The organism is Ensifer sp. PDNC004 (genome assembly GCF_016919405.1).
Lineage (GTDB): Bacteria > Pseudomonadota > Alphaproteobacteria > Rhizobiales > Rhizobiaceae > Ensifer.
Genome location: NZ_CP070353.1, coordinates 1,210,993 through 1,225,472 on the forward strand (window position 1 = coordinate 1,210,993; position 14,480 = coordinate 1,225,472).

13 protein-coding genes are annotated in these 14,480 nt (G+C 62.7%); 3 read left to right on the top strand and 10 right to left on the bottom strand.

What is annotated here, in order from left to right:
- Positions 1-20: 20 nt before the first annotated feature.
- From JVX98_RS14115 to JVX98_RS14140, 6 genes are all read right to left on the bottom strand, one after another.
- Positions 21-227, bottom strand: a complete 207-nt coding sequence (locus tag JVX98_RS14115) for a twin-arginine translocase TatA/TatE family subunit (RefSeq protein ID WP_192446059.1) — start codon at positions 225-227, stop codon at positions 21-23.
- Positions 228-318: 91 nt separating this feature from the next.
- Positions 319-1,431, bottom strand: a complete 1,113-nt coding sequence (locus JVX98_RS14120) for an ABC transporter ATP-binding protein (protein ID WP_205239009.1) — start codon at positions 1,429-1,431, stop codon at positions 319-321.
- 82 nt (positions 1,432-1,513) lie between these two features.
- Complete coding sequence (gene scpB, locus JVX98_RS14125; protein WP_192446057.1) at positions 1,514-2,242, bottom strand: SMC-Scp complex subunit ScpB; 729 nt, start codon at positions 2,240-2,242, stop codon at positions 1,514-1,516.
- The gene (locus JVX98_RS14130) at positions 2,235-3,053 is read right to left on the bottom strand and encodes a ScpA family protein (RefSeq protein ID WP_205239010.1); all 819 of its coding nucleotides are present in this window, start codon (positions 3,051-3,053) and stop codon (positions 2,235-2,237) included. The genes scpB and JVX98_RS14130 overlap by 8 nt, the downstream gene beginning before the upstream one ends.
- Before the next feature lie 101 nt (positions 3,054-3,154).
- Positions 3,155-4,171: a beta-N-acetylhexosaminidase gene (gene nagZ / locus JVX98_RS14135; protein WP_205239011.1), complete on the bottom strand. Its 1,017-nt coding sequence runs from the start codon at positions 4,169-4,171 to the stop codon at positions 3,155-3,157.
- A gap of 155 nt (positions 4,172-4,326) precedes the next feature.
- Positions 4,327-6,318, bottom strand: a complete 1,992-nt coding sequence (locus tag JVX98_RS14140) for an SPOR domain-containing protein (protein ID WP_246765025.1) — start codon at positions 6,316-6,318, stop codon at positions 4,327-4,329.
- 30 nt (positions 6,319-6,348) lie between these two features.
- Between JVX98_RS14140 and JVX98_RS32360 the strand changes: the two genes are divergently transcribed.
- Positions 6,349-7,344 carry a hypothetical protein gene (locus tag JVX98_RS32360; RefSeq protein WP_246765026.1) on the top strand — a complete coding sequence of 332 codons (996 nt, stop codon included), beginning with the start codon at positions 6,349-6,351 and terminating at the stop codon, positions 7,342-7,344.
- Positions 7,345-7,350: 6 nt separating this feature from the next.
- Here the strand turns inward: JVX98_RS32360 and argS are convergent, their stop codons facing one another.
- Together argS and JVX98_RS14150 are read right to left on the bottom strand one after the other, a co-directional pair.
- The gene (gene argS, locus JVX98_RS14145; protein ID WP_205239013.1) at positions 7,351-9,111 is read right to left on the bottom strand and encodes an arginine--tRNA ligase; all 1,761 of its coding nucleotides are present in this window, start codon (positions 9,109-9,111) and stop codon (positions 7,351-7,353) included.
- Between the two features lie 96 nt (positions 9,112-9,207).
- Positions 9,208-10,425: a deoxyguanosinetriphosphate triphosphohydrolase gene (locus JVX98_RS14150; protein ID WP_192446053.1), complete on the bottom strand. Its 1,218-nt coding sequence runs from the start codon at positions 10,423-10,425 to the stop codon at positions 9,208-9,210.
- 212 nt (positions 10,426-10,637) lie between these two features.
- Between JVX98_RS14150 and erpA the strand changes: the two genes are divergently transcribed.
- On the top strand, positions 10,638-10,970 hold the full coding sequence (erpA, locus tag JVX98_RS14155; protein WP_043611569.1) for an iron-sulfur cluster insertion protein ErpA: 333 nt from the start codon (positions 10,638-10,640) through the stop codon (positions 10,968-10,970).
- 59 nt (positions 10,971-11,029) lie between these two features.
- Here the strand turns inward: erpA and JVX98_RS14160 are convergent, their stop codons facing one another.
- Positions 11,030-12,493, bottom strand: coding sequence for a phosphatidylserine/phosphatidylglycerophosphate/cardiolipin synthase family protein (locus tag JVX98_RS14160; protein ID WP_205239014.1), 1,464 nt, complete (start codon positions 12,491-12,493; stop codon positions 11,030-11,032).
- Between the two features lie 207 nt (positions 12,494-12,700).
- Here JVX98_RS14160 and xth point away from each other — a divergent pair, with 207 nt between their 5' ends.
- Positions 12,701-13,498: an exodeoxyribonuclease III gene (gene xth, locus JVX98_RS14165; RefSeq protein ID WP_205239015.1), complete on the top strand. Its 798-nt coding sequence runs from the start codon at positions 12,701-12,703 to the stop codon at positions 13,496-13,498.
- A gap of 76 nt (positions 13,499-13,574) precedes the next feature.
- Here the strand turns inward: xth and exoR are convergent, their stop codons facing one another.
- Positions 13,575-14,381 (bottom strand): exopolysaccharide production regulator ExoR, encoded by an 807-nt coding sequence (gene exoR, locus JVX98_RS14170; RefSeq protein ID WP_043611562.1) that lies wholly within the window; start codon positions 14,379-14,381, stop codon positions 13,575-13,577.
- Positions 14,382-14,480: the final 99 nt, after the last annotated feature.

The window sequence follows — 14,480 nt, forward strand, 5'->3', positions numbered from 1 at the left end:
GCTTCACCGACACCAGACTGTTAGCGAACTTCGTCAGACTTGTGGTCAACGGTCTTGCCGTCGAGCGTCTTGTCGGTAGCAGCCGCCTCATCGTCGGACATGCCCTTCTTGAAACTCTTGATGCCCTTAGCAACGTCACCCATCAGTTCGGGGATCTTACCGCGACCGAACAAGAGCAGCACCACGACCAGAACGATCAGCCAGTGCCAAATGCTTAACGAACCCATGCTCTTACTCCTCTGAGCCTTCCCCGATTTAGGCTCTATCACATGTCAATTTTCAGGCGTGCCTCAAGCACGCGTCTCGTTGTGACAGACCCTAAGATGCCGAACTGCTTTTTTCAAACAGTAATATATCCCGCTCGTTAACTGAAAGCATTACATCACGCAATCCATGCGGCAATCGGTCCGCCCTGATGCGCGCCCGGACCACCTCCTCACAACGCGGCACGGCAAGCTCCAGAAGCTCGACCACGCCGATGAAGCGACGGGAGAGAATGCGGGCGGGAATGTCGCCACCTTCTTCGCCGACGCGCACCCCGGACAGCCTGACGGCCACCGAGAGGCGCTTGCCTTCCGGGTGGGGGCCGGCTGCAACGCTTCCGACCGGCGTCTCGACGCGACCGCCACGAACCTGGGCATCGAAGACGTTGAGCTCCGAGAAGAAACCAGCGGCAAAAAGGTCTCGCGGCTCGCGGTAAAGCTCGTCGGCCGTCCCGACCTGAACGAGGCGTCCGTCCTTCAGGAGCGCGATGCGATCCGCCATGCGCATCGCCTCTTCAGCGTCATGCGTGACGACGATCGCCGTAGCCCGGGTCTCCCTGAGGATCGCGAGGGTGTCGGCACGGATGGAATCCTTGAGGCGCGAGTCGAGGCCGGAAAAGGGTTCGTCCATCAACAGCACCGCCGGACGCGGCGCGAGCGCGCGGGCAAGCGCCACGCGCTGCTGCTCGCCGCCGGAAAGCACGTGCGGATACAGATCGGCATAGTGCGACAGGCCGACACGCTCGAGCGCCGCATCCGCCTGGATCAGGCCTTCCTTCTTGGGGATCGCCGTCAGACCGAAACGGACATTGTCGCGGATCGTCATGTGCGGAAAAAGCGCAAAGTCCTGAAACATCAGCCCGACGCCACGCTTTTCCGGGGGCAGGAAAACAGAGGGACCGGAAATTTCCTGGCCGTTGAGCATCAGACGCCCGGCGCTCTGCCGCTCGATGCCCGCGGCGATGCGCAGCAGGGTCGTCTTGCCGGATCCCGAAGGCCCGAGCAGGCACAGGACCTCGCCGGCCTTTGCTGCCAGGCTGACGCCCTTGATCGTTTCCTTGGCGTGATAGCTGTGATGGATATCTTCGAAGGTCAGGCTCGCCGCGAACGAGACACCCGCTGTCCGTCGCGTGGTCATGACGGGAGCGTCCTGCGGATCTGAAACCATGCTCTTGCATTCCTTGACACCAGTGGCGCAGGGCCAGCAGAGCCCGACGCCATGGAAAGCCGATATCTATAATCAGGTTTTTCTAATCGGCTTCTTCGCCCTTCGGTGTCAAGAGCCCCAGTTCCTCCAGGTCGAGCTGGGTGATCGGATCCTCGTTCTCGGCCAGTTCGTCGTCGCCGGTCGGAACGGGGATGTTGAGGTTCGAAGGCACGCGGCCGGAGAGCAGCCCGGCGCCCTTCAATTCCTCGATGCCCGGCAGGTCGCGCAGTTCCTCAAGCCCGAAGTGATCGAGGAAGTCGCGCGTCGTGCCGAAGGTCACCGGACGCCCCGGTGTGCGCCGGCGCCCGCGGAACCGGACCCAGCCCGCCTCCATCAACACGTCGAGCGTACCCTTCGAGGTCTGCACGCCGCGGATATCCTCGATCTCGGCGCGGGTCACCGGCTGATGGTAGGCGATGATCGACAGAACCTCGAGGGCGGCTCGTGAAAGCTTGCGGACCTCCTGTTCGTCGGTCTGAACGACGAAGGAGAGGTCGGCGGCCGTGCGGAAGGCCCAATGGTCGGCCACCTGAACGAGGTTGACGCCGCGCGTCGCATAAAGGGCCTTCAGCCGCAGCATGATCGCGCGCACATCGGCGCCCCCCGGAAGCCGGCTCTCGATATAGGCCTCGGACACCGGCTGCGCCGAAGCGAACACCAGGGCTTCGGCGATACGCTCGGCTTCCTGCTCAAGCCGTGGATCGAAGGATGCCGCTTCGATCTCGTCCTCCTCGTCGGGAACGCCAGGCAGGTACTTCTGGGCTTCAGCCACGGGCTGCCTCCATTTCGGCAAGGGTCTCCGCATCGATCGGATTTGGTCCGCGTCGAAGATAGATCGGCGCGAAGGCTTCTTCCTGGCGAATTTCGAGGCGGCCCTCGCGAACCATTTCGAGCGACGCGGCAAAGGAGCTGGCGATTGCCGTTGCCCTCTCCTTCGGCGTCGTCATGTAGCGCACCAGAAAATGATCGAGCGCCGTCCAGTCGTCGAGACCGCCGATCATACGGGCCAGGATCAGCCGCGCATCGGACAGCGACCAGACGTGGCGCTTTTCGATCGTCACCTGGGTTATCGCCTGTCGCTGGCGCAGGCTCGCATAGGCGCTCAGCAGATCGTAGAGCGAAGCGTCGAAACCGGATCTCCTCTCGGTGACGATATGCTCCGGTGCGCCTCGGACGAAAACGTCCCGGCCGAGCCGGTTTCGGTTGATGAGCCGCGTCGCCGCCTCGCGCATCGCTTCCAGCCGCTTCAGCCGGAAGGCCAGCGCCGAGGCCATCTCCTCGCCGGTAGGACCATCATCCTTCGCCTGCTGCGGGATCAGCAGTCGCGATTTCAGATAGGCGAGCCACGCCGCCATGACGAGGTAATCGGCCGCAAGCTCGATGCGGATGCTGCGCGCGCGTTCGATAAAGGCGATGTACTGTTCGGCGAGCGCCAGGACGGAAATGCGCGAAAGGTCGACGCGTTGGCTTCGGGCGAGATGCAGCAGCAGGTCGAGCGGCCCTTCGAAGCCGGCGATATCGACAACCAGCGCTTCCTCATGCAGTCCGCGCTCGGCAGTCTCGTCCTGCCACAGCGGGTCCATCGGCGCCTTCGACGCAGGCTTGCCTTGTCTTTCGCCCGCATTGCTCACTGGCAGCCCGACCCTTTCCTTCAGTCTCTGTTTGCCTTCAGTCTTCGTTTGCCTCAGACCGTTGCAAACAGGGCGTTGAACTCCGCCCGCAAATCGACTTCGCTCGCATCGTCGGACGCCCGGAACGCGGCTTCTGCGGCCCTCGCCCGGCGCAAGCTCTCACCGGCCAGAACCGGCACGACATCCGCGACGGCCTTCATTTCCTCCATTATGCCATGACAATGCAAGACGAGATCAAGTCCCGCGGCAATGATGTTGCGCGCGCGGGTGGTCATGTCGCCGGCAAGCGCGTTCATCGACACGTCATCCGACATCAGCAGGCCGTTGAAGCCGATATGGCCACGAATGATCTCGCGCACGACCTTCGCGGAGGTGGTGGCCGGGTTGTCCGGATCGATCGTTGTGAACACCATGTGCGCCGACATCGCCATTACCTCGTCCTTCATCGCAACGAAGGGCAGGAAGTCGCTCGCGGCAAGCTCATCGAAGGTGGCGCTGACGACGGGCAGATTGTGGTGCGAATCGACGAAGGTGCGGCCGTGGCCCGGCATGTGCTTCATCACCGGCAGCATGCCGCCGGCCTTCAGCCCCTCGCCCATCGCACGGCCGATCGCCGTGACGCTCTCCGGATCGTGGCCGTAGGCGCGGTTGCCGATGACGTCGTGGCTGCCGGGCACCGGCACGTCGAGCACCGGCAGGCAATCGACGGTGATGCCGAAGCGCATCAGGTCAAAGGCGTGCAGACGCCCCATCAGCCAGGCGGCCCGCAGACCGAGCTCCGCGTCGCGGCGGTAGATTTCACCGATCGCCGCGCCATTCGGATATTGCTGAACGAGCGGTGGGCGGATGCGCTGAACGCGCCCGCCTTCCTGGTCGATGAGCACGGGCGCATTCGGATTGCCGATGCTGTCGCGAAGGGCTGCCACCAGATCCGAGATCTGCTGCGCCTCGCCAATGTTGCGCCCGAACAGGATGAAGCCCCAGGGGCGTTCTGCCGCGAAGAAATCGCGCTCGTCGCTCGTGAGGGAAAGGCCCTTGCAGCCGGAGATAAATGCTTTTGATTCGCTCATCCCAAAAGCATAGAGCGCGGGCTGCCCGGCGCGAAGTCACAAAGACAGGGCACCCCCACTCATTTCACAAGGTCATGGGGCAATCGAAAGCCCGAAAACGCGAAAGGCGCGGCCTCCTCGGCCGCGCCTTTCGTTAACTCGATCACTATGCCCGTTTACTTGGTAACCAGGCAGCTTCCGCCGGCGCCCTTGTACTTGGAGCAAAGGGCATTGGCCTCGTCCTTAGAACCGGCCGGGATACGGACGCGGTAGTAGGTCCCCTTGCCGGCGATTTCCGCCTTTCGGATGTCGACGCCGCGGCCGCCAATGACGCTTCCGAACTTGTTCGACAGGCTGTTGTAGGACTTCTGCGCCTCGGCTTCGGACGGCAGAGATGCGACCTGGATGAAATAACCACCGGCCGGAACCGATGCGGTGGCAACCTCCTGTGCCGGCTGCGTCTCAGCCGGGAGGGCGGCCTGCTCTTGCGCCGGGCGGGCGTTTTCCACCGGCTGTGCGGCCGGGCGAGTCTGCGGCGTCGGAGCCTTTTCGCCACCGGCGGAAGCCGTCGTCGTAACGCTGCGCACCGGAACCTGCTCGATGTTGGCGTTGCCCGTTGCGGCGAGCGCGACCTGGTCGGTGCTGGCCGAAGCCTGACCTGCAGCCGCGACGTCGTTCGAAGGCGTTGCGGGCAGCGGCTGGGTCGTGCCGGCGACATCGGTCGCCGGTGCTGCAACCGGCTCTTCGCGAGCGACCAGCGTTCCATCCGGCTTGACGATCATCGTGCGCACCTTCCTCGGTGCGACGGCCGGCGTCTTGTCTTCTTCCTGGGCCGCGGTCTCGCTATTGCCACCGTCCGGCAGCAGGCGATCGCCGTCCTCTTCGTTCGGCAGAGCCGTCTGAAGGGTTTCGGCCTCGTCGCTGCCTTCGAGCGGCAGGGTCTCCGGCGTCAGCGTCCTTTGCACGACATCCATCGGCTCCTCGGTCGAAGAGACCAGAGCTTCCTGCTGCGGCGCGCCAGCCTGAGCACCGGCAACGCGGTCATAAACCGCCTTGTCCTGGTTCGGCACGGTCTTGCCGCCCTTCTCCTCGGGCACGACCTTGACCGGGGCCTTGTCCGCCAGAATGATCTTCGGGCCTTCGGCCGAGCTGACCGCACCGCTACCGCCCATCCAGGCGTAAACAGCAGCGCCACCAAGGATGATGACGCCGGCAACGCTTGCCGCCAGCAACATCGTGCGCTGCGAGCGACGGCCGGTGCCATATTCGCGGTATTCGCCGGCATCCTGCTGGCCCTGCGCTGCGGAAAGCCGTTCGGCATCGCGGGCAACGGCAGGGCGTTCGACGATCGAGCGGCGGAAGTCTTCTTCCATCGCCTTTTCAAATTCGTCGAAATCGTCAAGCGAGCCCTGACCCAAGGCCGGAGCAGCGGCAACAGCCGGCGCCGGACGGGCCGGTTCTACCTTTTCGACGGCAGCCGGACGGGTTTCCTTGACCGGAGCGGGCGTTCCGAAGAGCTGGGCCATTTCCGCATCGATATCGAGATCGTAGTCGGCCGGATAGGCGACCGGCTTCTCCGTCTCGATGACCGGCAGCTGCGGCACGTCCATGTCCGCGATCGGCGCGACGCCGTTCTCGGCTTCCGAAATCATCGACGGATCGAAGGGCAGCGTGCTCTCGGGTTGTGCTTCCTGGCGCTCGACCGGCGCGGGGGCGACGTAAGGTTCGACGAACCGCTCCGGCTCGCGTTGCGGAACGGCGGCCTGCACGACCGGCTGCACCGGTGCTTGCGGTACGACGGCGGCAACGACCGGCTCATCGACAACAACGTCAGCAAAGTCGAGCTTCAGCGCCTCGTCGGAGAGCTCCATTTCGAAGTTCTCGATGTCGAAGCTCGGCTCGTGCTCCGGCTGCGCAACTGGCTTGGTCGCCTCGACCACCGGTTCCGCGACCTGAACTGGGGCAGCAGCGACGGCAGCAACCGGCGCAGCAACAGCTGCAACGGGCGTTGCGACCGACGATACCAGCGGGCCGGCAAAGGCACGCTGCTGGCTGGCACCCGAGGCGGATGCAACCGGCGTCGCCCGGCTGAAGGTGGGCGTAAAGGGATAAGGGCTCTTCTTTATCGGAGCGGCAGTGGCAGCCGCTGGCGTGACCACCGGTGCCACGACAGGCTGCGTTTCCGAATGAAGAGCGGGATGCGATTGGACCGCGGCGGCAACCGTCGCGGCAACCGGCGGAACCGGGAACCGTTCGATGTCGGCCAAGAGATCGTCGCGAGCGACATCCTGCTCGACGACTGGTTGAGCTGCAATCAGGTCTTCCTGATAGGAAGGCTCAATCTGATAGGAACGCTCAATTTCGCGCTCTTGCTCCACCACATCGAAGCGCGGCTGTTCAAAGGCCGAAAACGCCTCTGCAACCAGAGCCGGCTCGGCCCAGGCCGAAGCGGCTTCGACGGCCGGCGGCTGCCAAGCATCGACGATCTGGTCAAGTGCATCGCTTTCCTGCGGCTCGACGTGAGGAGCAACCTCGGCAACATCGGCAACATCGGCAACATCGTCCGACAGCAGATCGGCTTCGCCAAGCGACAATTCGAGTTCGCGTTCAAGATCGAACGACGGCTCATCGACGTAGGCCTCAGTGTTGCCGGCTTCGGCAACCTGCGGCGCGACGGAGAAGGCATGAACCTCGGCATAGTCCTCGTCAGCGACGGGGGCTGGCGCCGCCTCGACGCGTTCGGGCTGGAGGAACATCGGCTCTTCAAGCTCGGCAACGGGCTCCCCCACCGGCTCTTCGTGTACGACGACGTGTTCTGCTACCGGATCGAACCGAGGTCCTTCTTGTTCGGCTACAGCCTCGAAGCGGGGCTCTTCGATCGGAGCCGGCTGGACTGCAGCCGGCTGCGGCACGGATCGCGGCGCGTCGTAGCTGTCGAACGCGCGAAGCAGTTCGTCTTCGAGATCGAAGGCGGGGTCTTGACGCACCGCCTCCTGGTGTCGCTGCAGTTCCTGCAACTGCTGGACGGCCGGCCGGGCATCGTAACCGACGATCCGGGCGAGTTCGGCCAACGGATCATCGTCTGCCAATACATCGAATTCAGCCGGCCCGCTTCGTGCGAATTGTTTGTCTGCCATGCTCTCCACTCACAATTGCCTGTATCGCTGTGCCAGTGCATTGTGGGAAAATGGTGACAATACTTATCGCATTTCCTCCGGTGCGGAGGTGCCTGTAATAGACAGGCCGGATTTCAATACCGAAGCGACAGCATGCACCAGCCCGAGTCTGGCAGTACTTAATTCTCTATTTTTATCGTTAACAAAACGTAATTCTGGATTCTCTTTACCTTTGTTCCAATGACCGTGGAAGGCGGCGGCAAGATCATACAGGTAAAACGCGATGCGATGCGGCTCCTGAGCCTGTGCCGCAGCCTCGATAACTCGCGGATATTCTGCGAGCTTGGCAACGAGCTGCAGCTCCGCCGGATCCGAGATCTGGCCCAGAACGGCACTGGCGAGATCGACCGATTCGAGGTTCAGGTCCGGGAATGCTTCCGCAGCCTGGCGGAAGACCGAGCGGCAGCGCGCATGCGCATACTGCACGTAGAAGACCGGGTTATCCTTCGACTGTTCTGTTACTTTAGCAAAGTCGAAGTCGAGCGGCTCCGAGTTCTTCCGATAGATCATCATGAAGCGCACCGGATCGCGACCGACTTCATCGACGACATCGCGCAGCGTGACGAAGTCGCCGGAGCGCTTCGACATCTTCACCGGCTCGCCGTCGCGGAAGAGCTTGACCAGCTGGCACAACAGAACCGTAAGCTTCGACGAACCGCCGGAGACGGCGCGCGCCAGCGCTTCCAGGCGCTTGACGTAGCCGCCATGGTCGGCCCCGAGCACATAGATCATCTCGTCGAAGCCACGGTCGAACTTGTCCTTGAAGTAGGCAACGTCGGCGGCGAAGTAGGTATAGCTGCCGTCCGACTTGATCAGCGGCCGGTCGATATCGTCACCAACCTCGGTCGAGCGGAACAGCGTCTGCTCGCGATCTTCCCAGTCTTCCGGCAATTGCCCCTTCGGCGGCGGCAGCGTGCCCTTGTAGACGTGACCCTTGAAGGTCAGGTCGTTGATCGCGGTGCGGATGGCGGCAGCGCCGTTAGCGTGCAGCGTGCGCTCGGAGAAGAAAACGTCGTGATTGACGTTCAGCGCCGCGAGATCCTCGCGGATCATTGCCATCATCGCGTCGATCGTCCGGTCCTTGACGAGCGGCATCCACTTGTCTTCGGGCATCAGCCGAAGGCTGGTGCCGTATTCGTCGGCGAGCGCCTCGCCGACCGGCACGAGATAATCGCCCGGATAAAGGCCCGCCGGGATCTCGCCGATCTCTTCGCCCAGCGCCTGGCGATAGCGCAGGAATGCCGACCGTGCGAGAACGTCGATCTGCGACCCCGCATCGTTGATGTAGTATTCCTTCGTGACCTCATAGCCGGAGAAGGCCAGAAGGTTGGCCAGCGCGTCGCCGACAACGGCGCCACGGCAATGGCCGACATGCATCGGGCCGGTCGGATTGGCCGATACGTATTCGACGTTGACCTTGCGGCCACCACCGACTGCGCTGCGGCCGTAGTCGACGCCCGCACGCGCCATGTCCGACAGCAGCTTCTGCCAGTAGGAAACCGAAAGGCGGACGTTGATGAAGCCCGGACCGGCAACGGAAACGTCGGTGACTTCCGGGTCCTGCTTGAGCTTCTCGACGATGAGTTCGGCAAGCGCGCGCGGGTTCATGCCGAGCGGTTTTGCCAGCACCATCGCAGCATTGGTCGCAACATCACCATGGCTCGGATCGCGCGGCGGCTCGACGTTGACACGGCCGAAGTCAAGCTCGGATCGCTTTTCTCGAACGCTTTCAAGCGTTTCGAGAATGTCCTTAATTCTTGATTCGAAGTCCGTGAAGAGATTCATCTGATCCGTCCGCTTTTCCCGGCCACGAGTGACCGGCGCAAAACTCAAAAAGGAGGCTCGGTTCGGCCGAACCGTAAGCCTCCGGGCGGGGCGTCCCTAGCGCAAATCGGGCGTATGGTCAAACAAGCGCTTGTGCACGCTGATCGCAAATGTGTCAGTCATGCCGGCGAGGTAGTCTCCGACGTGCCGCGCCCGCGCCGGCTCCGCCATGCCGGCAATCTGGTCGATCCAATAGTGCTCCCGCATCAGCTGCGGGTCGTCCATGAAGGCATGGTAGAGATCGCAGACGATCGAGGCGGCATTTTCCCGCACACGCATGACTTCCGGGTGCCGATAGATCCGGGTCATCAGCAGGCGCTTGATCTGCTTGTCCGTCTCGCCCATCTCCTCGGAGAAGGTCGCCATCACGGTGCCGGCCTGGCGCACATCGGCGGCGCTCTGCGGGCGTATCTCGCCGATGCGCTGTTGCGCAATGCCGATCACGTCCTCGACCATCGCCGTGATCTGCCGGCGCATGATCTCATGCGTGAAGCGGCTGCTTTCCAGACCGGGATAACGGTCGTGAACCTCGCGCATCAGGCGCGCGAGAAACGGCACGTCCTCGAGCATTTCAAAGGTGAGATAGCCGGCCCGCAAGCCGTCGTCGATGTCATGGGTGTTGTAGGCGATATCGTCGGCGATGGCCGCGACTTGCGCCTCGAGGCTCGCAAAGCTCGCCAGTTCCAGATCATGCAGCGCGCAATAATCAAGGATCGGTTGCGGTACCGGCCCACGGGCGCCCTCACCGTTTGCATTCAGCAACGGCCCATTGTGCTTGACGAGGCCTTCCAGGCTTTCCCATGTCAGGTTCAGCCCATCGAACTCGGCGTAGCGCCGCTCGAGCTTGGTGACGATGCGCAGCGACTGGGCATTGTGATCGAAGCCGCCATAGGGCTTCAGCATGTCGTGAAGGGCATCCTCGCCCGTATGGCCAAAGGGCGTGTGGCCGAAATCGTGCACGAGAGCGACGCCTTCGGCCAGATCTTCGTCGAGCTTGAGCGCGCGCGCCAGGGCCCGGGCGATCTGCGCCACCTCGATCGTGTGCGTCAGGCGGGTGCGGTAGTGATCGCCGTCGGCGGCAATGAAGACCTGCGTCTTGTGCTTCAGGCGGCGAAACGCCGTGGTGTGCACGATGCGGTCGCGGTCGCGCTGAAAATCGGAGCGCGTCGCGCTCGTCGCTTCGGGAAAGAGCCTGCCGCGTGTCATCCAGGGATTCGACGCGAACGGCGCATGTTCACCATAACCGAAGCCGAGCGCATTTTTGTCGAATGTCATCTTCCACCTAATTCGTCGTCCCATTGACGGGGCATTCAAGCCTTCATACCTATAGTGAAAGCTACGGAAACGCGTGATGCAAGATCGACCGATTCCGCAAGCGGAAGCAACGGCTTGGCCGCCGGTCTTGAATAAAGCCCCGAAACCGGCCAGATCGCGTGCTTGAATATAGGGCAATTCTCTCCGGTTCTTGACCCCGGCAGGAGGCAGATATGACGCATGAAACCGTGACCCTCTCGGATGCTGCAGCGAAGCGGATCGCCACGATCCTGCGTTCCGACAGCCACAACAACGCCATGAGGGTGTCCGTCGAGGGCGGCGGCTGCTCGGGCTTTTCCTACAAGTTCGACCTGGTCGACAGCAGCAATGACGACGACCTGGTCCTGGAAAAGCACGAGGCCAAGGTGCTGATCGACAGCCTGTCGCTTGTCTATATGGGCGGCTCGGAAATTGACTTCGTCGACAACCTGCTCGGCCAGTCGTTTCAGATCAAGAATCCGAATGCGGTTGCAAGCTGCGGATGCGGAACGAGTTTCTCCATCTGACGCCAGCGCCCCACGCCTTCTAGCCGGCTCCGCTTGAACCACGAACGGGGCCGTTTGCGTCAGAGATAGGGCGATCCCAGCCAGAGAATGCGGTTCGCCAATCGATCCGCGAACGACTTCTTGCGCAGCCTTTCGAGCGTGACTGCTTCGGCTGAGGCGAGAATGTCGGAGATCGTGCCATTGATTGCCTCGGCGAAGCCGTGGTCTAGAACCTCAAGGTCGAACTCGAAATTAAGCCGCAAGGAGCGTGGGTCGAGATTGGTGGACCCGACATAGGCCCAGCGGTCGTCCACGGTCAAAAGCTTGGAGTGGTTGAAAGCGCCCTTCGCCCGCCACACACGACAATGGCCCTTCAGCACCTGATCGAACTGCGCAGTCATCGCCCTGTCGACCAGCAGCAGATTGTTGACCGCGGGAACGATGACATCCACCTCGACGCCGCGGCGCGCGGCCGTGACGAGCGCGCTGATGAGCTCGCGGTCCGGCAGGAAATAGGGCGACATTACCCGGATGTTCTTCTGCGCGACCGAAAACGCCCCCATGAGCATCTTGTGATTGGTCTCGTTGGTGGCGTCCGGCCCGGATGGCACGGCGCGCATCAACACCGACGGCGCATCCGCCTGCAGTGGCGCCTCTTCGATCGCCCAGGCGGGGCCCGCCAGAACCTCGCCGCTTGAGAATTGCCAATCTTCGGCCGAGACCTGGAAGATATCGGCGACCACCGGCCCGAGCATGCGGAAATGCGTGTCCTGCGCCGGCGACTGACCGGCGATCTCACTGGTGAAGCCCACCCGGATGTTCATGCCGCCGGCAAAGGCAACCTGACCGTCGACCACGAGGATCTTGCGGTGCGTGCGCAGGTTGGCATAGGGCAGCCGTAGCCCCATGATGATGTTGCCGTTGAACACCGCCGTCGGAACGCCTGCCGCCTCCAGGTAACCGACAATGCTCGGCACAGAGTAACGCGCGCCAACGGCGTCGATCAGCACCCGCACCTCGACGCCGCGCGCCACGGCCGCAATCAGGGCGTCGGCAAAGCGCAGGCCGATGACGTCGCGATCGAATATATAGCTTTCGAGCAGGATCGAGCGCCGCGCGCCAGCGATCGCTTCCAACATCGCGGCATAGGCGGCATCGCCGCCGGCGAGCACCGATATGCGATTGCCCGTGCACATGCGATGGCGCGAAACGCGGTCGCCGAGGATCTTCATCGCCGCAAACCGGTCGCCGAACCGCACCGTTATGTCAGCGTCCGACACGTCGAAGCGGCCGAACTGATCTGGCCCCTGCCCGCGCAACAGCGCGCGCTGCGAGCCGATCGAGGAGCGCCTGATGCGGTTTACGCCGCCAACGGCGTAGATCAGTGCGCCGACGATCGGCGAAAGCAGGACGACACCGACCCAGCCGGCCGCGGCGCGCACGTCGTCCTTCGTCATCGCGGCATGAATGGCCGCGGGGATGCCAAGCGCGAAGGACAGGAGCGCCAGGATATGCGGCCAATAATTCTGCACGAGATCGATCATGGGCGGGACTATAGCCGGCCATCGGGCGGAATCAATTCGGCGCCTGAAGCGTATACCGTATCGACCGCCGCTGCCCTGATAAGAAGCGCCGGCGCGCTTCGCGCGCGCTGTTGAAAACCCGCAGGTAGCGGATTTGTCAAAAGAATCCGGAGCGGCTAGAAATGAGCCCGCCAAGGACTTAACCGACATGGAAGGGCGTTTCGAGCCATGAAGATTGCCACCTGGAACATCAATGGCGTCAAGGCGCGAATCGACAGCCTGTTGGCCTGGCTGAAGGAAAGCGGGCCGGATATCGTCTGCCTGCAGGAAATCAAATCGGTGGACGACGGCTTTCCGCGCCTCGAGATCGAAGCGCTCGGCTATCATGTCGAAACACACGGCCAGAAGGGCTTCAATGGCGTCGCGCTGCTTTCCAAGCTGCGGCCGGACGAGGTCAATCGCGGCCTGCCTGGGGACGATACGGACGAACAGTCACGGTTCATCGAAGGTGTCTTCTCGGTCGAAGGCGGCGTGATTCGCGTCTGCTCGCTCTACCTTCCGAACGGAAATCCCGTCGACAGCGAGAAGTACCCCTACAAGCTCGCCTGGATGCGCCGGCTTGAGGCCTATGCGAAGCAGCGCCTGTTGCTCGAAGAACCTTTCATCCTTGCCGGCGACTACAACGTCATCCCTGAGGAACACGACTGCTGGGACATCAGGGTCTGGCAGAACGACGCCCTCTTCCTGCCGGAAACGCGCGCGGCATTTCGCCGGCTGCGCAATCTCGGCTTCACCGACGCGGTGCGCGCGACCTCGGACGCTGTGCCGCTCTATACGTTCTGGGATTATCAGGCCGGCTGCTGGCCGAAGAATTTCGGCATCCGCATCGACCATCTGATGCTGTCGCCGGAGGCAACCGACCGCCTGGTGTCGACATCAATCGACAAACATGTCCGCGCCTGGGAGAAGCCCTCGGACCACGTGCCCGTGATCGGAACGTTTTCGTTCGCGCCCGCTTCAGCCTAAGGCGCGTTATTCCAGATCTATGTGGAGAATGATCCCTGGGCCGGGCCGGTTTGGGGATCGTCCGAAGACCAGACAATCAGTCGTCGTCGCCCTGCATATGCAGGTTCTGCGACAGTGCGATGGCCGTGCGCCGGTCGTCTTCGCTGGCAAGCGAGAAGGCCTGCTCCTGCATCGACTGCATCCAGGGCCGATCCTTCGGCGAACACTGATCGAGCGCCGCGGTCATGAACGCGAGACCACGAACGGTCTGGCCTTCCTGGAAAATCACATTGCCAAAGACACCCATGGCGCCGGCGTGACCGCTCTTGCGCGCACGGTTGAGCCACTTCTTGGCCTGCTGAACGTTCACACTACCGCCCTCGCCCGACAAGAGCATGCGCGCGAGCTGGAACTGCGCCTCGGCGACGCCGAAGGTCGATGCCGCCTGGAAATAGAGCTGGCGCGCCTGGGACATGTCGGATTTGATCGGGCTGTCGGGAATGCCGCGGCGATAGTAGCCGGCAAGGGAGATCAACGCGTTGACGAAGTAACCGGTGTCTTCCGAGCCCGGCTCTACGCCCTGCTGGGCGATTTCGCTGTAGATCTTGAAGGCTTCGAGGTCGTTCTCGGCGACACCGTCGCCATAGGCGTACATGTTGGCGAGAGCCCAGCGGGAGCCGGTATGGCCCTTCTCGGCCGCGTATTTGTAGGCTTCTACGGCCTCGTCCTTGCGGCCATTCTTGTAGGCGGAAAACCCGAACTTGAAGAGGGCGAAAGGACCCGATTCCTTGGTGACGCCCGCACCGGGATCAAAAGCGTAGGCCGGCATGGCGAGGGTCCCACAGACCGCCAGCGACACGCCGAGTATCGCAACCTTTAGTGACTTTAGTTCACCCGCAAGCATCACAGTCTAATTCTTCCGTTCCAGCCGGCCACGCCGAACCCATCACCGCTGCAAACACACAAGCCCGGACGACCCGCCGCCGCGAACTTCACCAACTTC

Coding starts and splice junctions, on each gene's coding strand:
- JVX98_RS14115 (WP_192446059.1), bottom strand. CDS start 227: ATGGGTTCGTTAAGCATTTGGCACTGGCTGATCGTTCTGGTCGTGGTG.
- JVX98_RS14120 (WP_205239009.1), bottom strand. CDS start 1,431: ATGGTTTCAGATCCGCAGGACGCTCCCGTCATGACCACGCGACGGACA.
- JVX98_RS14130 (WP_205239010.1), bottom strand. CDS start 3,053: ATGGACCCGCTGTGGCAGGACGAGACTGCCGAGCGCGGACTGCATGAG.
- nagZ (WP_205239011.1), bottom strand. CDS start 4,171: ATGAGCGAATCAAAAGCATTTATCTCCGGCTGCAAGGGCCTTTCCCTC.
- JVX98_RS32360 (WP_246765026.1), top strand. CDS start 6,349: ATGCGATTGGACCGCGGCGGCAACCGTCGCGGCAACCGGCGGAACCGG.
- argS (WP_205239013.1), bottom strand. CDS start 9,111: ATGAATCTCTTCACGGACTTCGAATCAAGAATTAAGGACATTCTCGAA.
- JVX98_RS14150 (WP_192446053.1), bottom strand. CDS start 10,425: ATGACATTCGACAAAAATGCGCTCGGCTTCGGTTATGGTGAACATGCG.
- erpA (WP_043611569.1), top strand. CDS start 10,638: ATGACGCATGAAACCGTGACCCTCTCGGATGCTGCAGCGAAGCGGATC.
- JVX98_RS14160 (WP_205239014.1), bottom strand. CDS start 12,493: ATGATCGATCTCGTGCAGAATTATTGGCCGCATATCCTGGCGCTCCTG.
- xth (WP_205239015.1), top strand. CDS start 12,701: ATGAAGATTGCCACCTGGAACATCAATGGCGTCAAGGCGCGAATCGAC.
- exoR (WP_043611562.1), bottom strand. CDS start 14,381: ATGCTTGCGGGTGAACTAAAGTCACTAAAGGTTGCGATACTCGGCGTG.